Source organism: Syntrophomonas wolfei subsp. methylbutyratica, assembly GCF_001570625.1.
GTDB classification, from domain to species: domain Bacteria; phylum Bacillota; class Syntrophomonadia; order Syntrophomonadales; family Syntrophomonadaceae; genus Syntrophomonas; species Syntrophomonas methylbutyratica.
Genome location: NZ_BBQT01000025.1, coordinates 19,090 through 35,546 on the forward strand (window position 1 = coordinate 19,090; position 16,457 = coordinate 35,546).

14 protein-coding genes are annotated in these 16,457 nt (G+C 45.4%); 5 read left to right on the forward strand and 9 right to left on the reverse strand.

Going from position 1 to position 16,457, the window contains the following annotated elements; translation table 11 throughout:
* Positions 1-34: 34 nt before the first annotated feature.
* From AWB54_RS13835 to AWB54_RS13850, 4 genes are all read right to left on the reverse strand, one after another.
* Complete coding sequence (locus tag AWB54_RS13835) at positions 35-1,201, reverse strand: metallophosphoesterase (RefSeq protein WP_061215191.1); 1,167 nt, start codon at positions 1,199-1,201, stop codon at positions 35-37.
* A gap of 300 nt (positions 1,202-1,501) precedes the next feature.
* The gene (locus tag AWB54_RS13840; RefSeq protein WP_061215192.1) at positions 1,502-2,461 is read right to left on the reverse strand and encodes a DUF4825 domain-containing protein; all 960 of its coding nucleotides are present in this window, start codon (positions 2,459-2,461) and stop codon (positions 1,502-1,504) included.
* Positions 2,462-2,729: 268 nt separating this feature from the next.
* Positions 2,730-4,301 (reverse strand): hypothetical protein, encoded by a 1,572-nt coding sequence (locus AWB54_RS13845; RefSeq protein WP_061215193.1) that lies wholly within the window; start codon positions 4,299-4,301, stop codon positions 2,730-2,732.
* Between the two features lie 223 nt (positions 4,302-4,524).
* Positions 4,525-6,006 (reverse strand): methyl-accepting chemotaxis protein, encoded by a 1,482-nt coding sequence (locus AWB54_RS13850; protein ID WP_061215194.1) that lies wholly within the window; start codon positions 6,004-6,006, stop codon positions 4,525-4,527.
* A gap of 458 nt (positions 6,007-6,464) precedes the next feature.
* On the opposite strand from AWB54_RS13850, the gene AWB54_RS13855 reads away from it, so the two are divergent.
* On the forward strand, positions 6,465-7,493 hold the full coding sequence (locus AWB54_RS13855) for a sensor domain-containing diguanylate cyclase (protein ID WP_061215195.1): 1,029 nt from the start codon (positions 6,465-6,467) through the stop codon (positions 7,491-7,493).
* A gap of 240 nt (positions 7,494-7,733) precedes the next feature.
* Here AWB54_RS13855 and AWB54_RS13860 read toward each other — a convergent pair whose 3' ends face one another.
* Complete coding sequence (locus tag AWB54_RS13860) at positions 7,734-9,749, reverse strand: serine hydrolase domain-containing protein (RefSeq protein ID WP_061215196.1); 2,016 nt, start codon at positions 9,747-9,749, stop codon at positions 7,734-7,736.
* A gap of 354 nt (positions 9,750-10,103) precedes the next feature.
* Here AWB54_RS13860 and AWB54_RS13865 point away from each other — a divergent pair, with 354 nt between their 5' ends.
* Together AWB54_RS13865 and AWB54_RS13870 are read left to right on the forward strand one after the other, a co-directional pair.
* Positions 10,104-10,397 carry a type II toxin-antitoxin system Phd/YefM family antitoxin gene (locus tag AWB54_RS13865; protein WP_061215197.1) on the forward strand — a complete coding sequence of 98 codons (294 nt, stop codon included), beginning with the start codon at positions 10,104-10,106 and terminating at the stop codon, positions 10,395-10,397.
* Complete coding sequence (locus tag AWB54_RS13870; RefSeq protein WP_061215198.1) at positions 10,390-10,848, forward strand: type II toxin-antitoxin system VapC family toxin; 459 nt, start codon at positions 10,390-10,392, stop codon at positions 10,846-10,848. The genes AWB54_RS13865 and AWB54_RS13870 overlap by 8 nt, the downstream gene beginning before the upstream one ends.
* A 99-nt stretch (positions 10,849-10,947) precedes the next feature.
* Here the strand turns inward: AWB54_RS13870 and AWB54_RS13875 are convergent, their stop codons facing one another.
* Positions 10,948-11,943, reverse strand: coding sequence for an SPL family radical SAM protein (locus AWB54_RS13875; protein ID WP_061215199.1), 996 nt, complete (start codon positions 11,941-11,943; stop codon positions 10,948-10,950).
* Between the two features lie 113 nt (positions 11,944-12,056).
* Here AWB54_RS13875 and AWB54_RS13880 point away from each other — a divergent pair, with 113 nt between their 5' ends.
* Positions 12,057-12,383 (forward strand): hypothetical protein, encoded by a 327-nt coding sequence (locus tag AWB54_RS13880; RefSeq protein WP_061215200.1) that lies wholly within the window; start codon positions 12,057-12,059, stop codon positions 12,381-12,383.
* Between the two features lie 76 nt (positions 12,384-12,459).
* Entirely contained in the window at positions 12,460-12,747 is a 288-nt protein-coding gene (locus tag AWB54_RS13885) for a hypothetical protein (RefSeq protein ID WP_061215201.1), read from the forward strand.
* Between the two features lie 525 nt (positions 12,748-13,272).
* On the opposite strand, the gene AWB54_RS13895 is transcribed toward AWB54_RS13885, so the two are convergent.
* From AWB54_RS13895 to AWB54_RS13905, 3 genes are all read right to left on the reverse strand, one after another.
* Positions 13,273-14,412: a hypothetical protein gene (locus AWB54_RS13895; RefSeq protein WP_061215203.1), complete on the reverse strand. Its 1,140-nt coding sequence runs from the start codon at positions 14,410-14,412 to the stop codon at positions 13,273-13,275.
* Positions 14,390-15,346 (reverse strand): radical SAM protein, encoded by a 957-nt coding sequence (locus AWB54_RS13900; RefSeq protein WP_061215204.1) that lies wholly within the window; start codon positions 15,344-15,346, stop codon positions 14,390-14,392. The genes AWB54_RS13895 and AWB54_RS13900 overlap by 23 nt, the downstream gene beginning before the upstream one ends.
* An 84-nt stretch (positions 15,347-15,430) precedes the next feature.
* Positions 15,431-16,444: a FecCD family ABC transporter permease gene (locus AWB54_RS13905; RefSeq protein WP_061215205.1), complete on the reverse strand. Its 1,014-nt coding sequence runs from the start codon at positions 16,442-16,444 to the stop codon at positions 15,431-15,433.
* Positions 16,445-16,457: the final 13 nt, after the last annotated feature.

Genomic DNA, 16,457 nt, shown 5'->3' on the forward strand with positions numbered 1-16,457 from the left:
CCGGGGATTATCCTGGGGTTATTCCTTAAAAGAGTTATAGGGGAAACCGCTCTGCCTCACCAAAATGAATAAATATCTCTACTATTTCAGGACGGTTGCCGATACGAATCGGTGGTCCCCAGGTGCCAAAACCATTGGAAACAATAATTTGCATATTATCCTGGCGTAAATATCCCCGGTCCAGTACAAAGATATTCCTGGTAATAAAGTTTAACGGAAATAATTGGCCGGCATGAGAATGTCCCGATAAATGCAAGTCCACCCGGTTTAGGCGCGATTCCTCGATATCAATGGGATTGTGGTCCATTAGAATAACCGGATAGTGACAGTTTACACCAAGCATAAGCTCTTTCAAGGGTTTTCTGAGGCGGCTCATTTTATCGTCCCGGCCCACCAGATAGAAGTTTTCCAGCAAGTGATATTGATCCCGTAGTACTGTAACCCCGCAGGATTCAAGAGCGGCCACGAGTTCCTGGTACTGCCCACCCAGATACTCATGATTACCCAATACTGCAAACACGCCTTGAGGAGCTTTTATCGAGCGCAAGAGCCCGGCCATTTTCTGTTCTTCGAATGGCCTGATGTCACCATCGATGATATCGCCGACCAATAACACCATCTCGGGTTGGATAAGGTTTATCCTGTCCACCAATCTGCTCAGGCGATTTCGTCCCACAATATTACCCAGATGGATATCAGACAGCATAACGATATGCAGGTCTTTTCTGACTCCCGCCTCTTTGGGAATATTAACTTGGTACTGCCTGAGTACTGGTCGATTTGCATTACAGCTTCCGTAAAAAAGTCCCGCTATTAAGAAAAAAATTAGCAATAAAGCTATAATGCTTGATGAATTATGAATAAAAGCAGGCAAGAAACCCCAGAGCTTATCAAGATATTTTATCAAGTCCAGTAAAACCGTGATTAACAATGCATAAAGGAAAAATGCCATCCAGTAGGAACCAATCCAAATGAGACAATTGCTTACTTGCCCGGGATAGTGATGATTGCCCCATCTCCCCAGGAAATAGGAAGCACTCAGAAATACCAGCATAACCCAGTAAAGAATCCGGTAGTTGAGGATATGACTACCGAAATATTGCCATCCTCGCCAAGCGATATAGAAATTCAGACTGCCCCATAATAGAAGGAAAAGAGCAATTACCGCTATCCTCATATTACCCGCCATTTCTCCATGCAAAGCCTTTACCACCCTAAATTAATATTTGCACCATATTCATATAATTTGAGGCTTATTATAACATAGATGTAGCGTAGCATTTTATGGCATGCGAGCTTTCCACCCGCCAGGATTACCGGTCAAAGTGGAATAAGGCGGGGGAAGGTATGAGCCGGCGTGTCATTACATGGAAATAAAGCCTGGTATTAATAAATCTACTAAATTAAAAACGGAAGCTGCTACAGGTTCTTCCCCCGCCGCAGCCTCCGTTGGATATTCTATGCTTAACTCGGTTCGGTAAATTTCTGGAGTTTAACCTCGTTATAATCCTATTTCACTGGCATCTTGCACTTCCATTATAAATCCGGCAAAATCAGCCTTGTTTTTGCTATGCTTCCGTATGTCTTTTTTGAAATAATTATCTATTTGCGCCCTGGTATAGGTAAAAGCTATTTTGCCATCATTGGTTTCTATATTGAAGGTTACGATACCAACATTTTCAATAAGACTGAAGATTACTGCGGCATTTTTGAAATACGGCAGGCTCGCTCTCTCCTTTGTCCCATATCCTTGACAATTTATAATGAGGCCGTATGGCTCACTGTCTGTTTGCAATTCACAGCCTACTGGTTTTATACCGTTTACATATGGCAATGAATACATCAAATGTACTACATTACTGTTATCGCCTGCATAATTGGATTTGTATTGGAGCAGTTCCTCAGCATCATATACGAAATTATATTGCAGTAATTTCCTCCTGACTTCCAGGTGCTCTTTGTTGGATGCATCGATCCAAACCCCCACGATTTGCTCATCGTGGCATAAAAATGTAATATCTTTTGTGCTATCATCGCTGTTAATTGCCATAGCTGTATAGCGGAGCGGCTTATCAAGATAAGCGGAGAAATCATAGCCGTTTAACCTGGATTGTTTATTCAGATTATCGAAAAAGGACTGGTTATTCTCGCGTTCTTTTTGGGGAATATAAATATCAAAACCAACTCCGCTATTCATAACTGCTTTGTAGCCTTTGGAATCATTATAGGCATCGATACTTTTTTCTTTCGTTGTTTCAGTTTTATTAGTGGTCTTACCGGCCAGTTCAGTGTTTATTTCGTCTCCTGTTTCGTCTAATGCTGGTTGTGTGGTTTGATTGGGTACGGTTTTATTGCAGCCTATAATTCCGGCGGATGTTATCACAAGTATAATAATCAGGCATAGTACGATAATTCCTCTGTTCTTGGGCACGATTACATCCTTTAGAAGCTTGTTTTTCATTTTTCTACCCCCAACATTTTTCCTTGGATAATGACAATTTACGTAATAAAAAGCTAAAGACTTCTTTGGAAACAAAATTCTTCGGGGGCCTATCCTGTTCCTCGCTCAAAAAAACCTGCTCATTTACCATTGCAAAACCTTATCCCGCTTCACTTCATGCCACCAATCCAACAAGTAGTTTTGCTGCTATTTCCATCTCTGGGAATGATAGCTTGAGGGTTCGTGTGGATTCCTGGAGCACAAAAGAACCTTCCCCTTATGCTCTTGCTTAATGATAATCAAGATAGAATTCCCCAAAGCGGGTGGTTGCTACTACTCCATGCAGTCCATTGTTTTGTACTTGAAAAAATATGCGGTAGAGTCCGGGTCCGGCATTTAAAGCCACCGGACCGGAGAATTTCTGTTCTTGCAGCGACAAGGTCTGTTCCGGCAGTTCGGTAATTATCCCGGAAGCCTGGTCGATTTTAGCTGGCAAAATATGAATCACAGCTTCATTGGTGAAGCCTACCTGCCCTTCGACCATAAAACTATTCTGCTTAACCTGTATGAATCCTTGTTCCGGCTTCACCAGGCTATATTCGGTAAAGGGGCCGATGATTTTTTGTCTTTCCAGTTGGTGGTTTTGCACTTCCCCCCGCAGAGTCATTTGCTTGTAGAATAGCACCCGGTTTTTCTTTCCCAGGCATATCTGTATTTCATTATCGCTAAGAACCTTCAGCGATACGGTTGCGGCATAATTCTTTCCATCGCCGGAAACATAAGCATAGCCCCCTTTATCAGAGCCTTCGGAAATCAGGGTGATGTTTTTGACCGACAATTCAGGTGGAGTATTAAATCCTGATAGCAATTCCGAATACTGGGCTTTAATGGTGCAAGAACTTCCCCCCAGGTAGTTGCCCAACTCCTTAATCCGATAATCTGCATAGCGGACTTTCCACTGGCGCTTTTCGTTATTCCACTGGCTGTCCAGGCCAAATAGGTTTTCCAGGTCCAGGGAATATAGATAGAGTCTGGTCGAAATGAGGGACGGCACTTCGTACAATTCGACGATTTTAGCCGGGCTTCCGTCATAGAAGACCTGAACCTGGCGTTCGCCAGCTTTTACCTGGAATGAATGAGATCCCCTTTTGACCAGATAGCTATTCTGCTTGGACTGGACCTGGTATCCCAACCACCCGGCCATCCAGTCCAGGGAAACCATCGCCTTTCCGTTATGAGCATAGCCTACCTGCTGGTTTTGGTATAATAGTTTTTCCCCGTGGAACTCGATAATTCCTTCCCGTCGGTCAATCTCCTCGGCAATCAAATTGGCCTCTTCGCTGCTTTCTGCCAGTATGGTATCTCCTGAACGCCGACTGGAGTCAAAACGGGCCACCCGTTGCAGCGGGTCCCATTTTACTTCTCCGTAGGCTGCCAGTTCGCTGAGATAAATAGCGGTATAACCATCTATATTGAAGGAAGCAATTTCTTTCTGCTGAAGGAAGGTTTTGATATCGCTTGCCAGAATCATTCTATCTTTTCCCGCAAATGCGGCATAGTCGGTTGTTGTCCGGGAGCCTGTTTTGCCTGTGGGGTGGCTGGTGTTTTCACTGATCTCCAATTTCCGTTCCACCGGTTCCCAAATCACATCAAAGCCACAGCTGCGCAGGTCCTCGGCCACGATAGCGGTCCGGTCGTTAATGATTAGGCAGGGGAGCATCTGCCCGTTAACATAGGCGTGTATATCGCTGCTCAGAGCCTGGCCGGTTACAGTAGCGGCCCAAGTCTTTTCCAGCTCCGCTGCCAGCGGAATCAGGAACAGTCCCAGGACCAGTAAACTTATAATAAAAATCCTTCTCAATTCCTCGTCCTCCATATTTTCATATAATTTGCAGCTTATAACGAGGTGAAATATGTCCCCGTTTCTTTAGACGGCTGGTTACCTATTAAGTTTCTTTCTATGCTTAAATATACATGCTCCCGTCACATTTTCTTGCATGCGTTCTTACATATTTATAACCATTCCTTTCGCTAACGCTCAGGCACAAAACGTGATGAAAGAATTTCTTTCAGATTTAGCCTCGTTATAATGATTTAGCCAGAGTGGCTAGTTTCTCCGCTACTTCAGACATCTCCATGACCGTAGCAGTAACTTCCTGAGTAGCAGCCGCCTGTTCCTGACTTTGCATAACGGTTCCCTGTGAAGCTTCGACCGCGTCCTTAATCCTGATTTCAATGGCCCGAGTTAACTGGCCGATTTCGTCAGCAGTCTGCTTCGATTGATCGGATAGCTTTCTGATTTCTCCGGCCACTACCCCGAAGCCTTTGCCGAGGTCTCCGGCCCGGGCTGCTTCAATTGCTGCATTCATACCCAGCATCTTGGTTTGATTGGCTACATCCTTGGTGAAAGACAGTACTCTAACGATATTTTCCAGGTTTTCCTGTATAGACTTGATAATATCTGCCAGTTTACTTTCGGTAATATTAATCTCTCCGGCTGAAGTGGCAATTTGCTGCATCACCCGGGCCATATCATCGGTATGGCTTCTCAATTTGTCAGCCGCATTCTGCAGATTGCTGGCCAGATTGCGTGGCGTGGTTATGCCAAAAGTTCCTACCAACTCACCGCTTTCCTCATCAAAGAGCGGAATGCTTATCATGCGAATATTGCCTAGCTTTCTGGTGTTGATATCAACCTGTACCCTTTTCCGGGCCTGTATTGTTTGCATAGCGGTTTTAACTTCCGATATCGGCAAGCCAACCACCACATTGGTATCAAATTTTTCCGAGCCCATGCGGCACAGGACTTTCTCCGTGTCGCTGGCTCCTACCCAGGCCCCTTCAGGTTGAGAGTCAATTATAATGGGCGCAAAAATATCGAAAGCTTTAACTACCGGGTGAAGCCGGGGTGCAAATACGCCGTATGTTCCCACCACGGCATTGTGTTCATCATCATCCTCAAATATAGGAGCCGCCCATAGATTCAAACTAATACCGTAAATCTTTTCATTTACCGTTTCGCTTATCGCTTGGCGGGTTTGAATGCAGCGTTGAACAACACCGTTTTTCACCAGGGGTTCTCCCATTCGTATGCCGGCAATATCCATGTTATGGTTTTCCACAAAATCATAACGCTCGGTATTGGTAGTAAAATAGATAACCCCATCTTTTCCGTAGGTAGGGGTGAGAAAAGGTGCCGATGTCCGGAAAGCTTCTTTCTTACTGCGGGCTTTTTTCAATATTCGTTCGTGTCCTTCTACAAAAGTCATCATCATATTAGCCATATGGGAATCCATTAGCAAAGCGGAAGCCGGCTTCATAGCCAGGGCCATATCCCGTACCTTTTCACTGCCAGTGGCTTCAATGATGACCTCCAGCCCGGGTATGCGCAACAACTCACCTAAATCATGAAAGGCGGGTACCCCTAATTCTCTGGCCAACTTTATTCCCGGAGCTTTAGCATTAACATCACACAGGCCTAAGACTCTGAACTCCTCAATTTCATGGAATGCACCCAGGATTGTGGTTCCTCCCTTGCCTCCTCCAATAATTCCAATGCTGGTCATATTTTCCCCCTCCTTCACAAAAGTTGATCTTAAGCTCCAGGCAAAAGCTTTCGATTCACTTTACCATATATATAATATTACAACAAAAGGTGGTAAAAATTAATATTCTCCAGCCGGTATTTTAAATCATCCTCCTCACTTACCGGAACGAACACCGATTTTCCGTCCACATAACGAATGAAATTCTGCCAGCCAAGATTCTCGCCTTTCTCACGCCCCTGAATTATAGTAGCATGTTATGATACAAATCGGCTCTAATATAGAAGAAATCAAAAGGGTCCCCCGCCTTGTTGCAGCGGTGTGTTGAAACTGCTCCGCAGTTTTTTCCGATGCTTAAAAAGAAATATAGCAATAAAGCGGTGATTTAGCAGGTGCTGCATTAATTCAACCCATTTACCGATAATTATAAAAAATAACAAGATTTAATGAATAATCATGGAGTAGGAGCATATAAAAGTTTGATAATCGTTATGTTCTCTTTTTTTGCTATAAATATTGGTATGAATGAGGAATTTAATATCTATAGTATTTTAGGTTGGCTTGGTTTAATTGCAGCTATTATCCTCCTGTTAGCGTACCTGCGCCATCATAAATTCGTTCGCCAATCCACCCCGGAAGATGCCAACCTTAAGAAAATCCTCGATGAACTTAATATTGCTACCTGGGCATTAGACCCCTATAGCGGCAGTTATTCTTTTTCGAACAGTATTGAAAGTATAACCTGCTGCAAAGCCAGGGATTTAATGCTAAACCCAACACTCTGGTCAAAAATGGTTCATCCCTATGACATCTTGCTTCTGCGGGAAGCAGATAAAGAATTAATGGCGGGCCGGAAAAGCATGCTGGAATACCGAATCATGTTGACCGATGGACGGGTCAGGTGGATACAGCGGCTAGGGATCCCGGTCATGGATCAAGCAGGTAAAGTGAAAAGGCTGACGGGCCTGATTATTGATGTCAGCGAGCAAAAGCAAGAAGAAGAGAATATAAAGCAGAAGGCTTATTATGATACTTTGACGGGATTAGCCAACCGCAGTATGTTGGAGTACTATTTTGCTCATTGCCAGGCCAGCAGCCGTCATTTTGCTCAGAACCTGGCTATTGTATTTATTGATTTGGATTCATTCAAAGCGGTTAATGACCAATTTGGTCATAATACCGGAGATATTCTGCTAAAGATGGTGGCCGCTCGTCTCAAGAACTTGCTGCGGGGAAATGACTTGCTATCACGGCTCGGGGGCGATGAATTTGTTGTTCTGCTCACCCGCGTTTCTCGTGAGTCGCTAATAGGGGTAGCGGAAAGAATAATGGGCACCTTTTCAGAACCCTTTGAGGTCGAAGGCTACCGCTTAATGATTGGAGCTAGCCTGGGTATCAGTATATACCCCGATGATGGGGAAGATTTGGAAATCCTGATACATAATGCCGACCAGGCCATGTACCAGGCTAAAAATCAGGGTAAAAACAATTACCGGTTTTACTCCTGACACTGTTAAATTAAACTGGATGAATAGTGAAATCGCTGTTTTGTTTTAGCATATCCGCAAATTACTGCTAAACATGTTGAACAGCCTGTTTGATTGAATCTGGAGGTAAATTGCTGGGTTTGTTCTTTGGGGAATAAAAGTCTGGCGGATATAGGGAAAACAGCGGAAATTGTTTTGTAAGCCAAAAATAAAAAGGACCCATCCGCTGTATAGAGACGGAAAGGTCCTTTATCTATCCTATTACAATGGGCTGCTTGCGCTTAGCTTGAAGGTAGCCCCCGGATTGCCGGCCACTTCGACAAAACTGCCAGTCGTTGCCAGTACTTCGCCGCTATCTACGGCGCTATCGTAAATGGCTTGGCCATCAGGGTCAAAAACGATAACACGGCCTTTGTTGGGGATTTGGAAATCGAGTATGCTGTCTTCCGCCACCTTCCGCCATTCATTATAACCTTCCCGGCCGGTAGTTATGTTGGTATCGCCGCTTGCCAGCGATTGAACCGCATCGGCGGGCGTATACAGCATCCCGGAAATCCAGGCCCAGCTTATTCCGTCCTTCTCACTTAATCCAAGCTCGGTCAGGTCGCGCATGGAATTAATGGCCATTCCTGCAGATGTCGGGGAGATGACCCGTTTTATGCCGTCGAAGTCGATATAGCCCGGGAGTTCACTGAACTGCCGCGAAGTTATAATATGCCCCGACACCAGCATTCTTGCCTCGTAGGCTTTGGCATTACGCCGCAGCCACTTCCGCTTATCGACAGATATCTTCAATTCGCTTGCTTTGGCCACAGGCTCCAGTTTTTGGCTGGCAATCATATCAACGGCGAGTGTAGCCGAATGCTGTACGAAATATTGCCTGCCGCCCAGCGTTATGAAATAGTACTTGTCTCTCTGGTTGTGAAAATAGCCATCATTATAAATCGCTGATAGGATTTCTGTCTCCTGGCCGCCTTCCAGCATATAGACAGTCAGCTTATTCTCCGCCCGATCAACCTTCAAGCGCTTAAGAACGCTGCCGTTGGAATAATAACCTTCATAATTCGCCAGTTCAGACGGAAGAGACTGGGCTTTGAGCGGCAGCTTCAACACCGCAGGTGTTTTATCGAAAAGACCATTTTCGCAAAGAAAAGCTTCCATGATGGAAGCGGCGATTACCATAGCGTTGCTTTGGGGACCGGTAAAAATGACGGCGACCGATATTCTTTTATCTGGAATGGTATAAAGCATCGAACTATAGTTGCCGGTACCGCCGCTCTTGCCCAAAACATTTATACCTTTTGCTTTATAGTGAGCAATCTCCGTCAAATCCCAGCCCAGTCCAAAACTCAGCTCCGGTTGTTTGAGTTGCATATAGGACTCGGCGGGTTGCCCCTTTCTCATTTCCGCCAGGGATGCCGGTGAAAGTATCTGGGGACCGGAAGCGGAAAATGTATCGGCGAACTTGCATAAATCCTCCGGCGTCGCTGACAGGCCGCCCGAACCCAATAACGATACTACTTCCAGCGGCTCGCTTTTACCGTCAGTGGTATAATACCTGGCCACGGATCCCTCTTTTAGTCCCTGCCGTTGGCCAACACCCGGACCGGTATGGTTTAAGCCCAGGGGTTCAAATACCCGCTCACTTAGAAATTGAAGGTAGCTTTTTCCGGAAATCCGGGCAACTATCATCTCCGCCAGGGTAAAACCGTCATTGCAATAAGGTGCCATTTCGCCTGGCCGATGTTTGAGATGAGATTTTGCCAGGGTATCCAGTACATCCTGGTAATATTCTTTATGATATTCAAAACCAAAACTATTGGAACCGATGGTACCGGGCAAACCCGAGGAATGGTTGAGCAGCATTCGGACGGTGATGTCTTTATAGCGTTCATCTTCCATGGTGAATTCCGGCAGGTAGGCAGTCACCGGCTGGTCGAGCTCTACCTTGCCCTCATCTACCAGCAGCATAATGGCTGTAGCACAATAAACCTTGCTGATCGAGCCGATATTGAATAGGGTATTTTTATCAACGGAGATGCTCCGCTCCCGGTCAGCCATGCCAAAACCTTCGGCATAGACGATTTTGCCGTTCTCCATGACTGCAACGGTGCCGCTACCGGCATTCCCGGCGTTGATGGCCTTCCATATCTCGCTGCGGGCGGTAAGCCTGGTATTGCTCAGGGCAGGATTTTCAGCGGCATTGAATGATGCCGGTATCATGATTGCCAGCAGCAGGGCAATCAAGCAAGCGGCAACAACACGAAATTTGTTCAATACAAAACCCCCTTCTAAATTTAATCTCCTTATTTTTCTTCTGAGATTAATGCGTAAGTTTGCTAAATTTTAATTTAGACAAAAAAATGGCTAATCCTGCCTGTTAAAAATAAAAAATTGGCAGCATGGGGATGCATCTTTGGCCTCTATTTGGTTTTTCTTTTACCCCAACTGTCAAACTCGGGAGAAGTGTAATTGAATATCGGCAAAGCGGGGGGCGGTCCAGGAGTGCGGAAGGATGCAGCTTTGTGCTGAGGTAATTAAATCAAATGTTTTAATGGCTAAATTTTGCTGCCGATGTTTTTTCTATGATATAATAAAGTAAGACTATTAACAGGAGTGTGATTAAATGCCATGTTTAATGTTACGGAGGTAAGACAAAATATCAGTAAAATAATTACTCAAGTCATTGAAACAAAGGAACCCATAGTTTTGTTGAAGAGATCAAAACCTGTTGCTTACATCATAGAAGCTAAAGTTTTTGAAGAACTACAAGCAAAAGCAAAAAAGGCGGAGAGCTACGAAAAAACAGAAAAAGCGAAAGACACTCTTCAGCGATTGGCCAAATTAAGGGGTGAAATGAAGCCCCAGCCAGATTCCACTCCATTGATCAGACGATTGCGGGAGGGGGAGGAGCGGAGTGAGTAGCTATATATGTCTTGACAGCAGCGTTTTGATAAAAGTTCTGGTTAATGAAGAGGATAGCGACAAGGCGGTTACCTTGCTGGAGAGGGTAATTAATGAGAGGATGACTGTTGTTTTGCCTGACTTTGCCTGGGCTGAAGTGGGGAGCGTCTTAAGAAAAAAGGTAAACAGAAGGTTAATAAATCCGAAACAGGCCGAGACTGCCTGGGAAGCTTTTAATAGCTTCGGGGTTATTACCTTCATAAATGGTGTTTCTGTTATGCGAGCAGCCTGGCAGATAGCGGATAAAGAGGAACTGCCTACTTTATATGATGCGGCTTACCTGGCTGTAGCGGAAATTATGGCAAAACAAAACGGAAAAGAGTGTGAGTTCTGGACTGCTGACAACAAGCTGGCAAGCTCCGTGAAGAACAAAAGTTATGTTAAAGTATTACAAAGCTGCATTATTTTCTAACGTCCTGGTACATCTGCTTTTGGACAGACTTACTATGAAGCCCGGCGGATAATGGAAATATATTCTCAACAAACGCTGCAGCACATTCCTCTGGCCGCCTTAAACTATATATATTACCGGTATACCGTTGAGCTTTTGCTCCAGGAGCTCCTTCAGGTATTCTTCGGCCTGCAAGCGGATATCGGAGCGATAGCAGTATTTTCCCCGTCCTCGCCCGGTCATAAGGGATTTATCATACAATTTGACAGCGTTAGGAAATGCTTCGGCATTAATAGCCCGGTGGATATAGCTGTAAGTCATAAAGATGATTTCTATGAACAATTCCTTTTTTAGTTTATCCGGCAGTTCGTCAGCCAACTGCTCAATGAGTTGCGAATAAAGCTCTTGCCAGTTATCCAGCAATACTACCGGTGCTATCAAAATTCCTACCTTATAGCCTGCATCATGCATTTGCTCCAGGGCCCGGATTCGGCCCGTCAAGGAGGAGGTACCGAACTCCAGCCTTTGAATAATCGGTTGAGGATTGACACTCATGCGCATTATGGTTCTGCCTCCATGATTCAAAGGGAGCAGAGCTTCTACCATATCGAACTTGGTGGGAAAAGTTATAAAACCTTTTTTGCTTCCGGCGAAATTCTCTATGGTCCATTCTAGATTCCCGCTTATGCTGTTCTCTAAAAGCAGGTCGCTGTTGCTGCCGATCTCAAAGGTTAAATCCCCGGGTGAACGATTGGCAGTCTTCATTAATTTATCCAGCATTTGCTCGCGATTGACAAAAAGCCGCAAATAGGAGCATTTATTATAATTGCATACCAAATAGCAATAAAGACACATGGCGCTGCAGCCCGATGAGGTATAGGGCACCAGAAAATCCGAGACTTTATGATTGGGGGTATATTTTAAACTCTTGCGTACTCCCAGGATCAAATAACGTTTCATGTGCACAAATTCTTTATTGGGATTCTTGCGCAATTCTTCGATATTATTATGGTTTTCAATAGCTATCCAGGGTATATGGGCAAATTTTTCTTGCAGTTGCTTCCCCAATTCGTAATGTAAAACCGGGGGCTCATAAAAAATCTTTTCCGGAAACAAGCCACCACCTCCTGGAAGTATTATTTCAAGCGGCAGTGTTTCATATACCGAATGTCAAACCTGGTAGCAGGAAGAACGAAATCGTTAAACCGAACAAACCGTAGGTGTTGCTCATGCGAAGCACCCTGCGGGCACTCCTGCTTTGTTTCCTGGCGGCTCTGGCTCTGGGAAATGAAGTGCTTTGGAATATGATCAGGGAAAAAGAGAGGGCCGGTGGCCAGGGAAAGCGCGATTCCATTTATCGCTTTTGGGAGGAAGGATTAAAAAAGAAGAGTACTCACCCTCAAAAAGGAATTCTGGTGGTGGCCAAAACCCTGGTCGGTTCAGGTGGTGGAGCAGTTGGTATTAGTGATAAAGGGAAGCGCCTGAGCGAATACATACTGGAAAGCATAAAAGAACAGTTGCTGTTGGAAACTGGAAAAAACCTTCCTGCGTTATGAAAGGGAAATTCAAACCGCTTATGCCTACTGCAAGCAAGAAATCCCCGACCTGCCCCAGTTAAAGGAAATCAGGAAAATGCAAAAAGGGTTGGCTACTCGTTTAAAAGACCTTAAACCTTATATTGATTCGGAAGTTAAACTCAAAACCGAGCTAATCGGTTCCGAAAGCGGGGGAGGAGTTGCGCCTGATTCCATTACTGCACTCATCGCTGCTTACTCCACTGCCTATATAGCCCTGCACGATGCCGTAACGGAGTGCTGCGATAATTCTCGCACCGGCATTAATGTCCTGTTGCAGGGTCGGGAGTTTAGCAATTATCGGTTTAGTTATATATACAACGTTATTTATGATACCGTATACTAGTATACTTGAGCCACATCATTTATTCTGGTGAAGCGGGTGGAGGCACAGGCATAGGATGGCGGTTTGCAATGCAATAGTCTCTTTTTATAACCGTTCTTGATTTTCCTGGTAATATACGGTACCTTAAATAGAACGCATGTTCCATTTAAGGATGGTGGCATATGATACCTGCCTGCATTATGAACACTGACGTTTATGCAGCCCGAATCCCCCGCAAAAGCCAATATTATCGGTGTGTGGAAGCGCATTTCGAGGAACTGGTGGGCACCTGGGATGATAGGTACCAACAGGACTATGGTTATTGGCGGCCTTATGTACTGGACGTCATATATAAATACCTGGACTGTGGCGATCTATATGATAAATCTTTTGAATCAGACGAGCCCAGTTTCTACGAAAGGCCTTTTTGGAAATATCAGATTCAACCAACGACGGCATCTCCACATCAGTCTCGGTTTTTTTGCGCATCCCCCGCGACTTTTTGGAATAATATCCTATCTATATTATCTATTCTTCTATCCCCCACTATCTTTCTTCAATAATTCCCATAATTCCATAATTGTATAAAGTACGGGCAAAGCATTCCACACAAACCCGAGCGCCACTAGCCAGATGGGTGAGAATACTGCGACTGCCTACTGCTACACTTTGCAAACCGGGGTCAGAGCCGATTACCTTTTCTGGCATGGAATGATAAATACCAGAGAAAGGATAAGGCTTTTCAGCACCATCTTCATCATAACAACGGTTTCCCGGCGGGTATTGTTGGCCGGGCAAGTGAATACCACTAGTGATAGCCAGGTATTGGGCATCACCAGGGCTATATGTGTACCAGGAATATTGGTTGTTGATTAGTTGTTGCTCTGTGGGAAAATCCTCACTACCTATTCCTTCCAGAATAATTAGAGCCACCCTTTCCGTTTTCAGCAGTTCCCTTACCAATGGAGCAATACCAGTTATATCATCCAGAGGTCGCGGGCTGAGTACCGGTATAAAAGGATCATGACTGCTAATACGATATATTTTTCGTGACATAGTTCCCATACCCCGGAACTGAAATCCGGGCTGAGCAACCAGTAGATAATCCGGCAGGCGCCGGGCAAAATCAGGTTGACAGGGCCACTCCGCTTGAATAGTAACTTGGGGAATTATCTTTTTCACCCGGGAGTCACCTGCCAGCATCTTAAGATCTGCAACAGAAGGATTATAGAGTCCCGCATATGAAACGCCCATACCAGTACCAATGGCTAGTCCATCCAGATAGGTAAGATCGATCTCCCCCTCCAGGGGACGAGTTGAACCAGTACCCACAATAACCGGGGTAAAGCCTGCCACCCGGGCAAAATTGCAGGCCTGTTCTATACACTCATGGGCCACTTCCTTCCAGTTATAGCTTTCCGATAAGGCAAAGGTAGAAAGGAAAAACGGAGTAGCATAACTAAGAAAAATAAAACGGGGTTCAAAAAGATGGATAAGCTCCAGGCCCAAATTGCTGACCCAGGCTAAACTGTCAGGGGATAAATCACCCGGATAGGGATAAGAGCGCAACAGCTTCTGCAGGGCCTGCACTCCTGGTTCAACCGGAATGGGGTCTAGCTTTTTTCCGGTACGAAAATCCAAACTGGTCTGCCACTCCCCTACATCAATAACTGCTATTTTTTCCAATCTGGGCACCTCCCTTATTCCATGATGTCCATTCACCCAACAAACGCAACCGCCGCCCGCAGGATGGGCAACAATCGCCTTGCAAATGGCAAGCCAGGGATTTGGCTCCACAACCTCCCAGGTTAATCCGCTCCACCAATACCTTGCCGCAGTCTGGACAAACAGTGTTAACCCATTCTGAGCCTACGAAATTGCCGAAGTAAATATACGCCAGTTTGTTTTCTTGTTCCTGCAGAGCATATTCGATAGCCTCAATGGATGGAGCCAACATATCTTTCATTTGGTACTCTGGCAGCAGCCGGAAAACGTGCCAGGGAATTTCCGGATCCTGGGAAGCAATAAATGAAGCTGCACTGGGGATATCACCATCATTCAAACCCTGAATTATTGGAGTGGTAATCTCCAGGTGGGTATGTTCAGCCAAATAGGCAATATTACGCAGTACCGGCGCTATATCAGTAACCCGGATATAGCGTTGGTAAAAATCACGGTTCATAGCCTTAAGGCTTATATTTATAAAGGAAAATGTTTCCGCCATTTCATTAGCCACGCGAGGGGTAAAATAACCGTTGCTCATACATCCCATCTCTATCCCCTGTTCCCGGGCTGTTTCCCCCAGGGCTCGCAGGGAAGGCCAGGATACGGTAGGTTCATTGATGGCAAAGACAATATTATGGCATCCACTCTGACGTGCTTTGGTAAGTAGTTTTTCTGGTTGCAGGTGCCAGAGATTTACCGACTTGGGATTAACTCTGGCGACATGAGCATTGGAGCAATACTGGCAGTCAAAATTGCAGCCGGCACTGCCTAGCAGCAGACTGCGGCTTCCTGGATAGGCATGGAAAAAGGGCAGAGATTCGATATGTGTAACCCCAAAAGAATTCCAGGCGAAGGGATAAATTTCCACCACCTTCCCCTGCTCTTCCCGGTACATTTTACAATACCCCTCCTGTTCCTTCCCTAAATGACAGTGCCACTCGCAATACTCGCAAAAAATAGACATAAACTCACCTCTTTCTTAACCGTTCCACTCTTTGTCCTGCTCTCGGAGCAGGAGATAGCCCAAAAAAGGTGCTCCCACCAGTGAAGTCATAATGCTGATGGGAATTTCTGCACCAGTAATCGTTCGGGCCAGAGTATCCATTAATAGCATGAAAACTGCTCCCACAATCATAGAAAAGGGGAGCATATGTTTGTGATCAGGACCAATCATGATACGAGCCATATGTGGTACCACCAGACCTACCCAGCCAATAGTACCACAGGCAGAGATGGAAGCTGCCACCACCAGAGTAGCCAGTAGCACAAATAGGGGCAACGCCCTTTTTACATTGACACCTAAACCCATGGCCTCTTCTTCTCCCAGAGCCAGGAGATTCAGACGCCAGCGGAATAGGTACAGAAGTAGCAAGCCTCCTGCCACCAAAGGAAATGCACGCCCCAGATCTGCCCAGTCAATATTATTAAAGCCCCCCATGGTCCAAAAAACAATGGCCGGAAGCTGTTCATAGGGATCAGCAACATATTTTAGAAAAGACAGCGCCGCCGAAAAAAGCGCAGAAATAATTACTCCGGCCAGAACCAGAGTAGTAATAGTATTCTGCCCCCGCCGCCCAATTTGATAGGCCAGGGTAACTGCCGCCAATCCTCCCACAAAGGCAAAAAATGATACCGCCAGGGTAGAAGTTCCTATCAGGAGAATTGCTAAACCTGCGCCAAAACTGGCTCCAGAAGATACACCCAGGATATCAGGCGATACCAGGGGATTACGAAATATCCCTTGCAGAACGGCTCCCGATGCTGATAGCGCCGCACCCACCATAGCCGCCATCAGCAGACGGGGCAGACGCACCGACCATATAACAATATCGGCACTGACTAAATCTTCGGGAATGGCAATATGGTATAAATGTAGTTTAAATATTTGCAGTACTGTAGATAAATCTGCACTGTAACGGCCCACTAGCATAGTGAAAAGGGCCGTAGCTGCCAGGACTATTAGCCCCAGCAGCACCAAGCGTTGCGCTTTCATATTTTAAACGGCC

Excerpts from the sequence above, each read along its gene's own strand:
- AWB54_RS13840 (WP_061215192.1), bottom strand. The coding sequence starts at position 2,461 with ATGAAAAACAAGCTTCTAAAGGATGTAATCGTGCCCAAGAACAGAGGA.
- AWB54_RS13850 (WP_061215194.1), bottom strand. The coding sequence starts at position 6,006 with ATGACCAGCATTGGAATTATTGGAGGAGGCAAGGGAGGAACCACAATC.
- AWB54_RS13865 (WP_061215197.1), top strand. The coding sequence starts at position 10,104 with ATGTTTAATGTTACGGAGGTAAGACAAAATATCAGTAAAATAATTACT.
- AWB54_RS13880 (WP_061215200.1), top strand. The coding sequence starts at position 12,057 with ATGCGAAGCACCCTGCGGGCACTCCTGCTTTGTTTCCTGGCGGCTCTG.
- AWB54_RS13885 (WP_061215201.1), top strand. The coding sequence starts at position 12,460 with ATGCAAAAAGGGTTGGCTACTCGTTTAAAAGACCTTAAACCTTATATT.
- AWB54_RS13900 (WP_061215204.1), bottom strand. The coding sequence starts at position 15,346 with ATGTACCGGGAAGAGCAGGGGAAGGTGGTGGAAATTTATCCCTTCGCC.
- AWB54_RS13905 (WP_061215205.1), bottom strand. The coding sequence starts at position 16,444 with ATGAAAGCGCAACGCTTGGTGCTGCTGGGGCTAATAGTCCTGGCAGCT.